Raw genomic sequence first — 15,020 nt, 5'->3', positions numbered from 1 at the left:
CGCCGCAGGAGTGCGACCTCTCCGGCTTGCCACCGATTCCCGGGCCCCAGAGCGCCTCCGATGAAGGCGCCGGGTTACCCAATCCAGATCCCTGCGCGGAAAACACCTGCTCAGGGATAGCTCCCCGTTCAGGATTCCCTTTGCGGGCATCCTCGCCATCCGATGTCGACACAAGGTCGTCGTCAGGCAGGAGCAATCAGATCAGGTCCTGTTGGGCGCCGTCATCGGTGGGCGTCGGAGGGGTTCTCGTCATGTGGTCGAGGCCAGACTTGCGAAGGATAGGCTCAGCCGGAGCCATCTGGACTAGTCGCTTTGACCGAGCCCTAACGGTGGCGTCGTCATAGCCGAGGTGCTCATAGAATCCGAGTTCTGCCTCATTAGTCGTGCGGACCATGGGCGGAACTTTCACGGCGCCATGTTCGCGCAGCCAGTTTTCCGCGGCTGACGTCATTTGTCTTCGCACGCCGGTCCCACGCCGGTTCGCATCAACGGCCAGGTAGTACAGCCAGCCGCGGTGTCCGTCGTGGCCAACCATCACGGTCCCGATCGATGTCAAAGGCCCCAGACCGGTCGATGCGACCGCGTCGAGTGCACAGTGCAGCAAAACGTCCCCATGTCAGCCGGCCCGCTGACCTCAACGCGGAGAACACGGGAACCACGATCTGCGTCGCACATCATCTTCACTACAAACGCCTTAATCGAAAACTCTTACGGGGTGAGCGGTTCGCACAACGCAACGTTCCCACCGATAAGAGCGATGAAGTGTCCTAACACTTCACTGCTGTTCTACCTGGCGAGGAGAACCCCGTTCACGAAGATGATCGCCGGAAATGTCGCCGTGAAGGCCCAGAAGAAAGTGTCGAGGCCGATCAGCACGGCCGTTGCGAGATGGAGCATAACCCCGGCAAAAAGCAGAGGAACCAGTAGGCCAGGAGGAGCCACAAGCGCTACAGGGAAAATGATCTCCACGACGATAACTGACCATCCGACGAAGCCTCCAAGCCAAGGTCGTCGAAGGAGTACGGCCGCGGCCGTGGGGTGTCCATAAGTAGCGGTATTGAGAATGCTTTGCAGCGCAGATCCTTGACGCCACTGAGCGTTGGATATCTTCGATATTCCCGCAGCGAAATACGAGAACACAGCTTGCGCCGCGATGAAATACAAACCCACGGCTTGAAAAGGACTCGACGGTGGGATCAGGAAGGTGAATGCCAAGCCCGCAAGGATGATGAACGATATTTGATTGGAGCCATCTTTGCCATAGCGAATTTGGTAGGACAGGAAAAGGCTTGACAGCAAAATAACCGTTGCGTACAGGGCGTAGAGCAGGTTGCTTTGAAACGGAATGATGAGCGCTATGGAACAGACGATTCGAGCAACCACAACAATACGCAGCGACACTAAGCCGGTGCGCCCGACCATCCATCCACGTGACCCACCGTGTGACCTGGCGGTGACCTGTCTGCTATTCCAGTCAAACAGCCCACTAGAGCCGAATTCCTTCAAACTCAAAAGCAATTGCAAAGAACCCTGAAGAATGCCTACGCCCACGATAATGGCGGTGATTCGTGCGGCAGTTTCGATTGTCAACATGGCTTATGACACCGGGTGGGTCAGCGAGTAGAAACGAACGCGTGGCGCAGAAGCTCCGCTTGGACCACGTGTTTCAACCACAGCAAACTGGTAGAACGCCTGCGCCGACAATGAACCTCCGAGTCGCTTGCGCGCAACGTCAAGCAGGATCACGTACGGCGCTGTGAACTGAAGCCGCTCTGCAGAGCTGTTGATGCTGGAAAGCGCCAGCAGGTGAAACAATTCGATCATGCCTTCTCGATAGCGTTTTCGAGGGTTCCAGAGGGGAAAGAGAAGTCCTCTCGGGGATAAATTCAATTCCAGCCACGGACTGACAGTCGTTTCATCGTCACGACTGCGATAAACAAGGTGATAGTTGCTCGCACCGGGATCTGGCGTAAAAAATGACCATTTTGGGATGAGCGTGAACCGGTCAAATCGTGTTGTGAGCCGGCTTAGCCGATTATTTTTCTGAAATGCGATCGTCAGTAAAAACCAGACAGAGAAAACAACGATTCCAATAACCCCGAATACGGAGCTTGCAATATCAATCATCATGTGATCTTCCCCAGATCGAATTGGTCGGCGAATGGTTTGTAACGGGAGCGACTGAGCGAACTCGTGGCAGGACCGCTCACCGATGCTGGTAGCAGGCAGCTGTTGATGATCTGCGAATACGAAGCAGAATTCGGGTCATTTCGATCGGGCGGCAATTGCGTCCGCCTGGTAGGCCCGGAGGACCTCCAACGTCTGTGCTGATCGGTGTTCTACGGGAGCTTTTGCAAGCTCCTCGCTCATACCCTCTATATCGCAACGGATTGCCGAACCGCCGTCCGTGATGACCCAGTCGTCATTGGCATCGTCAGGGGCGACGAAGCTGTCGAGGGTCGCGAGTTCGTGATCTGTGAGGCTGATAGCCATGTGCGTTCCGTCTTTCGTGCTTGGAGACATCGTATCGACGCTCTCTCACTGTTAATTCAGGATGACTTGCGGCCGCTCATAATCAGGCATGCCGATCCGCAGAAAGGCGGGCCAGGTCGGTTCAGCTACCTAATGTCTATTCTGAGAATCATCTTTCGTCAACTATGAAAACAAAGAGTATTACAGTCATATCAGCTCGTTATGAGAAGGTCCTGCAGCGAAGGGTTTAGGAGTAAGTCGAGCATCAAGCGGGAACTTTCGCGCATGGTGCGAGGCATCCGAACCCCCGTGACGGGGTTGCGGTTGATCAGGTGCTGATCGACGGCCCGATGTGTCACGCTGACGAGAAGCTGATGACACTTGCGGATCGTCTCCCCGATGGTGCCTGCCTTGGGCATCTCTTCGATCCACTGTTCAACTGCCTGCTTGCTGACGTTACCGACAGCCCAATCGCCCCACTTGGGAGTACCCAGTTCTGGGCTTGTGAGCGGCGCTGGGCCATCGTGTTGCGGGCGAGCCCCACGGATACAGATAGATATCCGTCAATCAGGAGCCGCATCGGGGTCCTCGGGGATTCAGCGCGTCCGTGAAGTTTCGTGGGGATCTATGTGCGGAGCTGGACGAGCTCACAAACTCGCTTATCTAAGTGGCATCCAGATCCGCGGGATTCCAAGTGCTTTCTGTGGGCGATACCGGACTCGAACCGATGACCTCTTCCGTGTGAAGGAAGCGCGCTACCAACTGCGCCAATCGCCCGTGACCACGTCTTTCTGTAATCAGTATCCTGCCACAGGTTCGCGACACGGCTGTCACACGATTGGCTCTCGCCGCCGACTTCAGATACAGTCATCTAGCACGCAGCAATGCGGGCAGTGCGGATGTGGCGCAGTGGTAGCGCATCACCTTGCCAAGGTGAGGGTCGCGAGTTCGAATCTCGTCATCCGCTCGAGTGGGAAGCGTCAGAACCTACGAAATTTGTGGTTTCTGACCTTCCCGCATGCGGTGGCGTGGCCGAGAGGCGAGGCAACGGCCTGCAAAGCCGTGTACACGGGTTCAAATCCCGTCGTCACCTCGAAAGCCCGAGGCAGCAGAACTTCAGCCCGGAACAACAAAATAAGTTTCATGCACTTGAGCGATTGGCGCAGCGGTAGCGCGCTTCCCTGACACGGAAGAGGTCGCTGGTTCGATCCCAGTATCGCTCACGGACGAATGGCCCCGACATCGTCGGGGCCATTCCTTTTTCCCGGGGTGTTGGTTCCCCCGCGGTGCTGGCCAGAAGCGCACGCCGAGCCTCGCGCACCGCCGCTAAAGTTGTGGGGTGAGTACAGGATTCGAACTTTTCACCGACCGGTCCGTCGTCGCCATGCGCGTCAACGGCGAACTACGAGACCTCGCGGCGTCGACCAGCGAGACAGACACGGTCGAGCCTGTCACGATCGATTCGCCTGATGGTCTCGCGATCCTGCGTCACTCTGCGGCGCACGTCGCCGCGCAGGCGCTGCAGTCGATCAACCCGGAGGCGAGGCTCGGAATCGGTCCGCCTGTCACCGACGGTTTTTACTACGACTTCGATGTCGCCGAACCGCTGACCCCGGATGACGTGAAGGCCATCACGAAGGCCATGGATCGGATCATCCGCCAGGGCCAGCGCTTCCAGCGCCGTGTGGTCACCGAGGCCGAAGCGCGCGCCGAGCTTGCCGACGAGCCGTACAAGCTCGAACTGATCGGCCTGAAGGGTGGCGATGCCGAGGGCGGCCAGGACGGTGAATCTGTCGAGGTGGGCGGTGCTGAGCTGACCATGTACGAGAACGTCGACGGCAAGACTGGCGAGGTCTACTGGAAAGACCTCTGCCGCGGCCCGCACCTTCCGAATACCCGCATGATCGGCAACGGCTGGGCCCTGACCCGCACTGCTGCTGCATACTGGCGCGGTTCGGAGAAGAACAAGCAGCTCCAGCGGGTCTACGGCACTGCATGGGCGTCCAAAGACGACCTGCGCAGCTACCAGGCTCGCCAGGAGGAGGCGCTCAAACGCGATCATCGCAAACTCGGCGCCGAGCTCGACCTCTTTTCGTTTCCCGAGGAGATCGGTTCGGGGCTGGCCGTGTTCCACCCGAAGGGCGGAATTATCCGGCGTGAGATGGAGGACTACTCCCGTAAGCGCCACGAGGAGGAGGGGTACGACTTCGTCTACACCCCTCACATCACCAAGTCACAGCTGTTCGAGACCTCCGGCCACCTCGGCTGGTACGCCGATGGAATGTTCCCTCCGATGCACCTCGACGAGGCCCGCAACGAGGAGGGGGAGATCACCCGCCAGGGCGCCGACTACTACCTCAAGCCCATGAACTGCCCGTTCCATATACTCGTGTACCGCTCCAGCGCCCGCTCGTACCGCGACCTGCCTCTGCGGTTCTTCGAGTTCGGTACCGTGTATCGAAACGAGAAGTCCGGCGTCATCCATGGGCTGACCCGTGTTCGCGGACTCACTATGGACGATGCGCACATCTTCACCACGAAGGAGAGGATGAAGGAGGAGCTCACCAATACCCTCAACTTCGTCCTGTCGCTGCTTCGTGACTACGGCCTCACCGATTTCTACCTGGAGCTGTCGACGAAGGATCCCGAGAAGTACGTGGGCGGCGACGCGATCTGGGACGAAGCGACGGACACCCTGCGGGAGGTGGCCACCGAATCCGGCCTCGAGTTGGTGCCCGATCCGGGTGGAGCCGCGTTCTATGGCCCGAAGATTTCCGTGCAGGCGAGGGATGCCATCGGCCGCACCTGGCAGATGTCCACGGTGCAGCTCGACTTCAACCTTCCCGAGCGTTTCGATCTCGAGTACACGGCCGCCGATGGTTCCCGCCAGCGCCCCGTCATGATCCATCGCGCACTGTTCGGTTCGATCGAGCGCTTCTTCGGCGTGCTCACCGAGCATTATGCCGGTGCATTCCCGGTCTGGCTGTCACCGGTGCAGGTGGTCGGTATTCCCGTTGCGGAGGCGTACGAGGAATACCTCGGCGAGGTCATCGCGCAGCTGAAGGCGGCCGGTGTGCGAGCCGAGCTCGATGCATCGAGCGAGCGGATGCAGAAGAAAATCCGCACGCACACCAAGCTCAAGGTGCCGTACCAGCTGATCGCTGGTGAGGAAGACGCCGCGAACGGATCGGTGAGCTTCAGGTTCCGCGACGGCAGCCAGGAGAACGGTGTGCCGATCGCGGATGCGATAGCACGCATCACCGAATCCATCGCCACCCGCGCGCAGGTCTGACGACAGCGTGAAGGACTACGACGGTACCGAGCTGGGGGAGGGTGAACCTGCGAGCGGATTCGCAGCGGTCCCCGATTCATTCCAGCGACTGTGGACGCCGTACCGGATGGCCTACATCTCGAGCAATTCCGAGAAGGCGCCCCAACAGCATGATTGCCCCTTCTGCGAGGCTCCCAGGCTCGACGACGAGAAGGCCCTGATTGTCGCGCGGGGAACGCTGGCTTATGTGCTGCTCAACCTGTACCCGTACAACACCGGACACCTCCTTGTATGCCCGTATCGGCATGTTGCGACCTACGACGAGGCGACACCGCAGGAACTCGCCGAAATCGGGGAACTCACGCAGGTAGCCATGCGGGTGTTAAGAGAGACGGCGAATGTCGATGGCTTCAACATCGGCATGAACCAGGGTCGCATCGCCGGTGCCGGCATCGCGGAACACCTCCATCAGCACATCGTGCCGAGATGGGCGTTCGACTCCAACTTCTTCCCCATCATCGCGGGCACGAAGGCAGTCCCGAGACTCCTCGGCGAGGTGCGTGCAGAGATCGCCAACGCCTGGCCCCCGCGCGACTGACGGCCGCAGCCGACCAAGCCACAGCATGTCCATTGGCCGCAGCCGTGGCATCCACACCAGACGTAGAATTAGGCATCATGACAAACAGCACAGCAGACAAATTGGGACAGAGCCAGCTCGGCACGAGCCGGGTCAATCGTGGACTCGCAGAAATGCTCAAGGGCGGCGTCATTATGGACGTTGTCAACGCCGACCAGGCGAAGATCGCCGAAGACGCCGGGGCCGTCGCGGTCATGGCCCTCGAGCGCGTCCCCGCAGACATCCGGTCGCAGGGTGGAGTGGCTCGCATGAGCGACCCAGACCTGATCGACGGCATCATCGAGGCCGTATCAATCCCGGTTATGGCGAAGGCGCGCATTGGCCACTTCGTCGAAGCGCAGATCCTGCAGTCTCTCAAAGTCGACTTCATCGACGAGTCGGAAGTGCTGAGCCCAGCCGACTACGCCAACCACATCGACAAGTGGAACTTCTCGGTACCGTTCGTGTGCGGCGCCACCAACCTCGGTGAGGCACTCAGGCGCATCTCCGAAGGTGCTGCGATGATCCGCTCGAAGGGCGAGGCTGGCACAGGAGACGTTTCCGAAGCCACCAGGCACATCCGTACCATCCTGGGCGAGATAAACGCGCTCAAGGGCAGGTCGAGGGATGAGCTCTACGTCGCGGCGAAAGAGCTGCAGGCGCCGTACGACCTCGTGCGCGAGGTCGCCGAATCCGGCAGGCTTCCCGTGGTGCTGTTCACCGCTGGGGGAGTGGCCACGCCCGCTGATGCCGCGATGATGATGCAGCTCGGCGCAGACGGCGTGTTCGTCGGATCCGGCGTATTCAAGTCGGGCAACCCCGTCGAGCGCGCGGCGGCGATCGTGAAGGCGACCACCTTCTACGAGGATGCAGACGTTATTGCCCAGGCGTCACGAGGATTGGGCGAGGCCATGGTCGGCATCAACGTGTCTGACCTGCCTGCTCCCCATCGCCTGTCTGAGCGTGGCTGGTAGCACGACGCCGACGGTCGGGGTTCTCGCTCTCCAGGGAGACTTCCGTGAGCACATCGGGGTTCTGCGCTCTCTCGGCGCTGACGCGATACCGGTCAAGCGACCGGAGGAGCTGGCGCGTGTGAGCGGGCTCGTGATCCCCGGTGGGGAGTCGAGCGTGATGGACAAGCTCAGCCGGCTGTTCGGCCTCGCTGAACCATTGAAAGCCGCCGTGGCGTCAGGTATGCCGATGTACGGCACGTGTGCCGGGCTGATCATGTTGGCTGACACGCTGCTCGACGCGATCAACGGACAGCAGACTCTCGGCGGTTTCGACCTCGTGGTTCGACGCAACGCCTTCGGTTCGCAGCTCGACTCCTTCGAGACCGACCTCGACGTGCCAGTACTGGGCGAACCGCCGATGCACGCCATGTTCATCCGTGCCCCCGTGGTGGAGTCGGTCGGGCCGAGAGCCACCGTACTAGCGTCGCTGGATGACGGTCGAGTCGTGGCCGTGAAGCAAGACAATCTGCTGGGCACGTCATTCCATCCGGAGATCACCGGCGATACGAGGTTTCACCAGTACTTCCTCGACAGGGTCGCTGCCGCGTAACCGACTTCCGTCCGAGTCGAACCGGTGGCACTGCGCAATCATGGATGGATGAACCTCTATTCGGATTTCGCTCCACGACGCTCCCGCCAGATCATCGGGGATGTCGTCGCTGTTCTCGCCATAGCAGCCTGCGCCTGGCTGGGAGCAACGGTGTTCCAGCTATTGGCGAACCTGTCGACCTTCGGAGTGCAGATGGAGACCGCGGGTTCGGGGTTCAGGGACACGATGGTCGAGGCTGGCACGACCCTCGGCGGCATCCCGCTGATCGGCAGCGGCATCAGGGTGCCCTTCGATGGTGCGAGCAACGCGGGCCGGGCACTGCAGGATGCGGGCCAGAGCCAGCAGGTCGCGGTGTCGCAACTGGCGACCGGGCTGGGCGTGGGTACCGCCGCGATTCCGATCCTCATGATCCTCATGATCTGGCTGCGTCCGCGGATGCGTTTCGTTCGGAATGCGGCCCGTGCTCGCAGGGTGCGGGATTCCGGCGCCGGGATCGACCTGCTGGCGCTCCGTGCGCTTGCGAACCAGGAGATCTCCGCGCTGTCGAGCGTCAGCCCCCATGCGATGGATGCCTGGCGCAGGGGAGACGAGACCGTCATGCTGGCACTCGCGCGGCTCGAACTGAAGTCTGCCGGGGTCAGGCTCGACCAGTAGGGGAGCCGTGCATCCGGTGCTTGGTTAGGATGTTGTTCATGTCAGGCCACTCCAAATGGGCAACCACCAAGCACCAGAAAGCGATCAAGGATTCGCGCCGTGCAAAGTCGTTCGCCAAACTCATCAAGAACATCGAAGTCGCGGCAAAGATGGGCGGGGCCGATCTCTCGGGCAACCCCACCCTCGTCGACGCTATCCAGAAGGCGAAGAAAACGTCGGTACCGAACTCCAACATCGATTCAGCGGTCAAACGCGGTTCGGGCCAGCTCGGTGATGCGGTCGACTACATGACGATCATCTACGAGGGATACGGCCCAGGCGGCGTCGCACTGCTTGTCGAATGTCTCACAGACAACAAGAACCGCGCTGCTGCCGACGTTCGCACCCTCATGAGCCGTAACGGTGGCAACCTCGCCGACCCGGGAAGCGTCGCATACAACTTCACCCGCAAGGGCGTCATCTCGATCACGAAAGTCGACGGTGTCACGGAAGACGACATCCTTGTGGCTGTGCTCGATGCGGGGGCCGAGGAGGTCAATGACCGGGGCGAGGGGTTCGAGGTTGTCACAGACACCGCCCACCTCGTCGCGGCTCGAGAAGCGCTGCAGGCCGCGGGAATCGACTACGACTCCTCTGAGGCCGAGTTCGTGCCGAATCTCACCGTCGATGTCGACGCAGACATCGCGCGCAGGGTCATGAGGCTCATCGATGCACTCGAAGACTCAGACGATGTGCAGAACATATATTCGAATTACGACGTGTCGCCAGAGGTTCAGACCGAATTGGACGAAGACTAGGAGCATGACGTCTTCGGTGCCCGGATGAGAGTGCTGGGCGTCGACCCCGGATTGACCCGATGCGGTGTCGGAGTGGTGGATGTCTCATCCACTCGCACCGTCAGGCTCGTGTACGTCGGGGTGATCGAGACCGCTCACGACCTCGCGCTCGAACGGCGGCTGCTGGCGATCGCAACCGGCATTGCCGGGGTCATCGACGAATTCGAACCGGAGGCGGTCGGGCTGGAGCGGATGTTCGCGCAGCACAACCTGAGAACGGTGATGGGCACCGCCCAGGCGAGCGGCGTCGCACTCCAGGTGGCGGCGTCGAGAGGGCTTGCCGTCGGTCTGCACACCCCGAGCGAGGTGAAAGCAGCGGTCACCGGCTATGGCTCCGCGGACAAGAAGCAGGTGGGTGCCATGGTGGCAAGGGTGCTCGGACTGGATGCAGTGCCGAGGCCCGCGGACGCGGCAGACGCGCTGGCCATCGCCATCTGCCACGCATGGAAGGGACCGACGGTCGGGGCAGGCAGCGCCCCTCTCACCCCGGCGCAGCGCGCCTGGCGTGAAGCCGAGAAGTCGACAACCGCTCGCAGGGTGAACTCATGATCTCTTCTCTGCGCGGAACGGTGCTGGCCGCGGTCGGTACAACGGTGGTGATCGAGGTCGGCGGCGTGGGCTTGTCACTGCACGTCACGCCGCAGTTCGCCCTCTCGCTTCGAGTCGGTGCCGAGGCCTCGGTGCGCACCGCCCTCATCGTGCGAGAAGACGACCTCTCGCTCTTCGGTTTCGCCGAAGCCGATGAACTCGCAGCCTTCGACCTGCTTCGTGGCGTGACCGGGGTCGGGCCGAAGAGCGCGATGGGGGTGCTCGCGGCGATGAGTCCTGTCGAGATCGCACAGGCCGTCTCGCTCGAGGATGACGCCGCGTTCCGAAAGGTCTCCGGCATCGGCCCGAAGACAGCGAAACTGATTGTTCTCTCGCTCACCGGAAAGCTCGATGCCATGGCGACCACGCGAACAATCGCCCGCGCGCGACCGTCGACGGTCAGCGATAGTGTGACAATCGCGCTGGTTGGGCTGGGGTGGCCGGAGCGCGTCGCGCTGCAGGCGACCGAGGATGCGTTGGCCCAGGCGAACGAGACCGAGCGGGAAGCAGTGCCAGCATTGCTGCGCCTTGCGCTGGCTAATCTCGGGCCCCAGTTGGCAGGATCATCCACATGACCGATCCGCTCGTCTGGCTTGCGCCGGAGTCTGAAGCCGAGGTCGCCTTTGAGGGAGCACTCCGGCCCAAGTCTCTCGCGGAATTCGTCGGCCAGTCGAAGGTCCGCGGCCAGCTGCAGTTGTTGCTGCAGGCGGCCGGGATGCAGAACCGTACCCCCGATCACATCCTCCTGGCAGGTCCGCCGGGGCTCGGCAAGACGACGCTCGCGATGATCGTGGCGCACGAGAGCAATCGGCCGTTACGCATGTCGAGTGGGCCGGCCATCCAGCACGCGGGCGACCTTGCAGCCGTGTTGTCATCGCTGGTGCCGGGCGAGGTGTTGTTCATCGACGAGATCCACCGCATGGCCCGCTCGGCGGAAGAGATGCTGTATCTCGCCATGGAGGATTTCCGCATCGACATCATGGTGGGCAAGGGTGCTGGGGCGACATCCATCCCCCTCGATCTCGCGCCATTCACCCTGGTCGGCGCGACCACACGGTCGGGGTTGCTGCCGAATCCACTTCGAGACCGGTTCGGATTTACTGCGCACCTCGAGTTTTATGATACGGCCGAGCTCGAGCTCGTGCTGGAACGCGCGGCGGCCCTGCTGGAGCTGGATATCGACAGGGTGGCCCTGGCGGAGATCGCTGGTCGCTGCCGCGGAACACCGCGAATCGCCAACCGGCTGCTGCGTCGTGTGCGGGACTACGCCCTGGTCAAGGGCTCGGGCGCCGGCATCGATGCCGTTCACGCTGCGCTCGAACTGTACGACGTGGATGAGCTCGGGCTCGACCGGCTCGATCGTGCAGTGATGCAGACGGTGCTCACCAGGTTCGATGGGGGGCCGGTCGGACTTAACACCCTCGCCGTCTCTGTCGGGGAGGAATCGGAGACGGTGGAGTCGGTTGTGGAGCCGTTCCTGGTGCGGATCGGCCTCCTGACACGCACCCCCCGAGGCAGGGTCGCGACCAGGGCCGCCTGGAAGCACTTCGGCCTGACCCCTGCGGTGGAGCCGCCTCCCAAACCTGCCCTCTTCGGGGATGACCTATGATCTTGGGGTGGCCTCTCAGGCAGTCTGTCTAGACTCGCCGGCCTACAGACTCCTTTTGGAAGGTAATCATGGATCCGTTGACTATCGGAATGCTCGCCATCCTGGCGGTACTCATCTTCTTTATGTTCCGCAACTCGCGTAAGCGCAAAGCGCAGATGGAAGAGCTTCGCACCCAGATCGTCCCCGGGGCCGAGGTGATGACGAACTTCGGCATGTACGGAACGCTTATCTCCATCGACGAGACCAGTAAGGTCGCAGAACTCGAGATCGCTCCGGGAAACATCGTGCGCGTGCACAGCCAGACGATCGCCAAGGTCGTGGGCGACGAAGTCGGCACCTCCGGCGAGCCCCGCTCGGTCGAAGAGGCCATGGCCATCGCAAACCGCGAGGCTGCTGAGCGCGACGGCGTCACCAGTGACGGTGTCGCGCGCGACGACAGTTCCTCCGAGCTGAGCAAGCCGGAGTTCGGCGAGCGGGTCGACGGCGATGTGACGTCATCCACGGAGCCGGCAAAGAAGGCCTCAGAGTAGGCACTACTCTTGGTGCTGGCCGGCGTCACAGGACGTTCGGCCAGCACCTTTTTGGGTGCCTGCACTGTTTGCGGGCCACAGAGAAAGCTGAGTTCCCCTGGTGGCAAGATCTACTCCCGTGAAGAAAGCGTGGCGCTCACTAGCGTGGCTGCTCGTCATCACCGCGGGGCTCACCGGCATCCTCGCCTACGGGGTCATCTTTGACAACGCGTCGTGGGCACCGAAGCTCGCCCTCGACCTCGAGGGTGGGGCACAGATCACGCTTGCACCGAAACTCGGCGAAGGCGAGGCCTCTCCTTCCAGTGAGCAGCTCGACCAGGCCGTGGCGATCATCCGCCAGCGCATCGACGCCAGCGGTGTGTCTGAAGCCGAGATCGCTACCCAGGGTGCAGCGAACATCGTCGTGTCGATCCCGGGAACTCCGGATGAGGAGACCCTGCGGCGCATCGAGTCGTCGGCAAAGCTCGAGTTCCGACCGGTGATCTTCACGGATGTCGCTGCCACGAGTGCTGTCGGCTCCACAGCGACGCCCGCGCCTACAGCCGGGGCGACGCCGACTCCGACCTCATCGCTGGCAACGACGTCGACCGCAGCGCCCACCGACGCCAGCGATCCGAACTGGGTGAGCCCGGCGCTCTTCGACGAGTACACCAACTTCGATTGCGCAACCCTCGATACGGCCAACACCAATGTCGCGCCAGAGGGCGAGCCGCTCATCACGTGCGAGGCGGCCGTCGACGGCACATACACGTATAAGTACATCCTCGGCCCTGTCGAGGTCTCCGGAGACACGATCTCCGATGCGTCCAGCGGTCTCATCTCCAACAGCCAGGGCGTGAGCACCGGCACCTGGGGTGTGTTCATCACCTTCAACGACAAGGGCACTCGCGAGTTCGCCACGGTGACCGAGCGGCTGAGCGGCTTCGACCCAAACAGCGATTCCCGTAACCGGTTCGCGATCGTGCTCGACGGCAAGGTCATCTCGGCGCCCACCACACAGGCGATCATCACCGATGGCAAACCGCAGATCAGCGGCTCGTTCACCCAGGAGAGCTCGAAGACGCTCGCCGACCAGCTGAAGTTCGGCGCGCTGCCGATCAGTTTCGTGGTGCAGTCGAACGAGACGATCTCCGCGACCCTCGGAGCGTCGCAGCTCAATAGCGGCATCATCGCGGGCCTGATCGGGCTCATCCTCGTCGTCATCTACTCGCTGTTCCAGTACCGACTGCTGGGCATGGTGACGGTTGCCTCCCTCGTCGTTGCCGGCGTCTTGACCTACCTGATGATCGCGATTCTCTCCTGGCGACAGGGCTACCGCCTGTCGCTCGCGGGGGTCGCAGGGTTGATCGTGGCCATCGGATTCACGGCAGACTCGTTCATCGTCTACTTCGAGCGAATCCGAGATGAGCTGCGCGACGGCCGCGGCCTGCCCGGTTCCGTCGAAGCAGGATGGAAGCGCGCCCTGCGCACGATCTTCGCTGCGAAGGCCGTGAACCTGCTTTCCGCTGTGGTGTTGTTCGTGCTCGCGGTCGGTAACGTCAGGGGCTTCGCGCTGACTCTCGGTCTCACGACCGTGATCGACGTGCTCATCGTCATCCTGTTCACCCACCCGATCCTGCAACTGCTCGCCTCGACCAGGTTCTTCGCGAGCGGACATCCACTCAGCGGTCTCGACCCGAACGCCCTCGGTGCTGTCTACCGCGGTCGCGCCCAGTTCAGGGCGCCTGTGCTTTCCGCGGCGAAATCAGGAGCGGGGCGTGAGGCCGCCAAGCGCCAGACGATCGCCGAGCGTAAGGCCGCTGCCCTCACGGGTGCCGATACACGCACGGGCACCAAACCCAGTACCGACGGGAAGGATTCCTGATGGCCAGCTTCGCGAAATTCGGCAACGACCTCTACACGGGTGCGCGGTCGATCAACTTCGTCGGTCGCCGCAAACTCTGGTACGCCATCGCCGGCGTGATGATTCTGCTGTCTGTCCTGTTGCCACTCGCTCGCGGGGGCTTCGTGTTCGGCATCGAGTTCCGGGGCGGGTCGGAGTTCCAGGTTGCCGGGGTTGCCGACCTGGGCCAGGACGGTCCCCGGGCTGATGCCCAGACCCTCGCCGCCGACACCGTTACTGGTATCGATGCCCAAGCGTCACCTCGCGTATCCATCGTCGGCGGAGATTCGGTGCGCGTCCAGACCGAGCAGTTGCTGCCTGAGGAGTCCAATCAGGTACGGGATGCTCTCGCAACAGCGTTCAAGGTGGACGTCACGAGTGTGAACGCCTCCTTCATCGGCCCGTCGTGGGGTGCAGACATCACCGGCTCGGCCATCCGCGCTCTCATCGTGTTCCTTGCGTTAGCAGCGATACTGATGGCCCTGTACTTCCGCACCTGGAAGATGTCTGTCGCCGCCATTGCGTCACTCGTGCATGACATCGTGATCACCGCTGGCGTCTACGGCGCCCTCGGCTTCGAGATCACGCCGTCTGCCGTGATCGGATTTTTGACGATCCTCGGGTTCTCGCTTTACGACACAGTCGTGGTCTTCGATAAGATCCGCGAGAACACGACAGAGGATGCAAACTCGTCGCCGCGGACCTTCGCTGGTTCCGTCAATCTCGCGGTAAACCAGACGCTGGTGCGGTCGATCAACACGGGCGTCGTCGCGGCGTTGCCCGTGGCTGCGATTCTCTTCATCGGTGCCGTGGTGCTCGGCGCTGGAACCCTGCGGGATATCGCGCTGTCGCTGTTCATCGGAATCATCGTCGGAACGTACTCCACGATCTTCATCGCGGCCCCGATCTATTCGCAACTTCGCGAGAACGAGCCCGCGATTCTTGCGCACAGCAAGAAGCTCGAAGCGTCCAGGCTCCTGTCGAGCGGGAAGTAGCGCC

At 61.9% G+C, this 15,020-nt stretch carries 16 protein-coding genes and 4 tRNA genes; 15 read left to right on the top strand and 5 right to left on the bottom strand.

What is annotated here, in order from left to right:
• Window positions 1-196: 196 nt before the first annotated feature.
• From IEW81_RS14615 to IEW81_RS01020, 5 genes are all read right to left on the bottom strand, one after another.
• The gene (locus IEW81_RS14615) at window positions 197-535 is read right to left on the bottom strand and encodes a GNAT family N-acetyltransferase (protein ID WP_097061983.1); all 339 of its coding nucleotides are present in this window, start codon (window positions 533-535) and stop codon (window positions 197-199) included.
• A 251-nt stretch (window positions 536-786) separates the two neighbouring features.
• Window positions 787-1,593, bottom strand: a complete 807-nt coding sequence (locus tag IEW81_RS01035; RefSeq protein WP_143544736.1) for an HTTM domain-containing protein — start codon at window positions 1,591-1,593, stop codon at window positions 787-789.
• A gap of 3 nt (window positions 1,594-1,596) precedes the next feature.
• Complete coding sequence (locus IEW81_RS01030) at window positions 1,597-2,127, bottom strand: hypothetical protein (RefSeq protein ID WP_179691918.1); 531 nt, start codon at window positions 2,125-2,127, stop codon at window positions 1,597-1,599.
• A gap of 138 nt (window positions 2,128-2,265) precedes the next feature.
• Window positions 2,266-2,493, bottom strand: a complete 228-nt coding sequence (locus IEW81_RS01025; RefSeq protein ID WP_097061797.1) for a hypothetical protein — start codon at window positions 2,491-2,493, stop codon at window positions 2,266-2,268.
• A 683-nt stretch (window positions 2,494-3,176) separates the two neighbouring features.
• A tRNA-Val gene (locus IEW81_RS01020) sits at window positions 3,177-3,249 on the bottom strand.
• Window positions 3,250-3,367: 118 nt separating this feature from the next.
• On the opposite strand from IEW81_RS01020, the gene IEW81_RS01015 reads away from it, so the two are divergent.
• The 15 genes from IEW81_RS01015 (at window position 3,368) to secF (ending at window position 15,016) form a co-directional block, all read left to right on the top strand.
• Window positions 3,368-3,439 (top strand) — tRNA-Gly (locus IEW81_RS01015).
• Between the two features lie 55 nt (window positions 3,440-3,494).
• A tRNA-Cys gene (locus IEW81_RS01010) sits at window positions 3,495-3,565 on the top strand.
• A 58-nt stretch (window positions 3,566-3,623) separates the two neighbouring features.
• A tRNA-Val gene (locus IEW81_RS01005) sits at window positions 3,624-3,695 on the top strand.
• Window positions 3,696-3,856: 161 nt separating this feature from the next.
• Window positions 3,857-5,764 (top strand): threonine--tRNA ligase, encoded by a 1,908-nt coding sequence (thrS, locus tag IEW81_RS01000; RefSeq protein WP_218840067.1) that lies wholly within the window; start codon window positions 3,857-3,859, stop codon window positions 5,762-5,764.
• 7 nt (window positions 5,765-5,771) lie between these two features.
• Window positions 5,772-6,341, top strand: coding sequence for an HIT family protein (locus IEW81_RS00995; RefSeq protein WP_097061800.1), 570 nt, complete (start codon window positions 5,772-5,774; stop codon window positions 6,339-6,341).
• Window positions 6,342-6,418: 77 nt separating this feature from the next.
• Complete coding sequence (pdxS, locus tag IEW81_RS00990; protein WP_097061801.1) at window positions 6,419-7,333, top strand: pyridoxal 5'-phosphate synthase lyase subunit PdxS; 915 nt, start codon at window positions 6,419-6,421, stop codon at window positions 7,331-7,333.
• Window positions 7,323-7,922, top strand: coding sequence for a pyridoxal 5'-phosphate synthase glutaminase subunit PdxT (gene pdxT, locus IEW81_RS00985; protein ID WP_229671184.1), 600 nt, complete (start codon window positions 7,323-7,325; stop codon window positions 7,920-7,922). The genes pdxS and pdxT overlap by 11 nt, the downstream gene beginning before the upstream one ends.
• A 48-nt stretch (window positions 7,923-7,970) precedes the next feature.
• On the top strand, window positions 7,971-8,576 hold the full coding sequence (locus IEW81_RS00980) for a hypothetical protein (protein WP_097061803.1): 606 nt from the start codon (window positions 7,971-7,973) through the stop codon (window positions 8,574-8,576).
• Window positions 8,577-8,614: 38 nt separating this feature from the next.
• Entirely contained in the window at window positions 8,615-9,373 is a 759-nt protein-coding gene (locus IEW81_RS00975; protein WP_097061804.1) for a YebC/PmpR family DNA-binding transcriptional regulator, read from the top strand.
• A 24-nt stretch (window positions 9,374-9,397) separates the two neighbouring features.
• Entirely contained in the window at window positions 9,398-9,961 is a 564-nt protein-coding gene (gene ruvC / locus IEW81_RS00970) for a crossover junction endodeoxyribonuclease RuvC (RefSeq protein ID WP_097061805.1), read from the top strand.
• Window positions 9,958-10,575 (top strand): Holliday junction branch migration protein RuvA, encoded by a 618-nt coding sequence (gene ruvA, locus IEW81_RS00965; protein WP_097061806.1) that lies wholly within the window; start codon window positions 9,958-9,960, stop codon window positions 10,573-10,575. The genes ruvC and ruvA overlap by 4 nt, the downstream gene beginning before the upstream one ends.
• The gene (gene ruvB / locus IEW81_RS00960) at window positions 10,572-11,609 is read left to right on the top strand and encodes a Holliday junction branch migration DNA helicase RuvB (RefSeq protein ID WP_097061807.1); all 1,038 of its coding nucleotides are present in this window, start codon (window positions 10,572-10,574) and stop codon (window positions 11,607-11,609) included. Before ruvA ends, ruvB begins: the two co-directional genes overlap by 4 nt.
• Window positions 11,610-11,677: 68 nt before the next feature.
• Window positions 11,678-12,139, top strand: a complete 462-nt coding sequence (locus IEW81_RS00955; protein ID WP_097061808.1) for a preprotein translocase subunit YajC — start codon at window positions 11,678-11,680, stop codon at window positions 12,137-12,139.
• A gap of 100 nt (window positions 12,140-12,239) precedes the next feature.
• Window positions 12,240-14,003 carry a protein translocase subunit SecD gene (gene secD / locus IEW81_RS00950; RefSeq protein ID WP_097061809.1) on the top strand — a complete coding sequence of 588 codons (1,764 nt, stop codon included), beginning with the start codon at window positions 12,240-12,242 and terminating at the stop codon, window positions 14,001-14,003.
• Complete coding sequence (secF, locus tag IEW81_RS00945) at window positions 14,003-15,016, top strand: protein translocase subunit SecF (protein WP_097061810.1); 1,014 nt, start codon at window positions 14,003-14,005, stop codon at window positions 15,014-15,016. The genes secD and secF overlap by 1 nt, the downstream gene beginning before the upstream one ends.
• Window positions 15,017-15,020: the final 4 nt, after the last annotated feature.

Source organism: Salinibacterium xinjiangense (assembly GCF_014645015.1).
Taxonomy (GTDB): Bacteria; Actinomycetota; Actinomycetes; order Actinomycetales; family Microbacteriaceae; genus Rhodoglobus; species Rhodoglobus xinjiangensis.
This window is presented reverse-complemented; position numbering and strand designations above follow the sequence as displayed.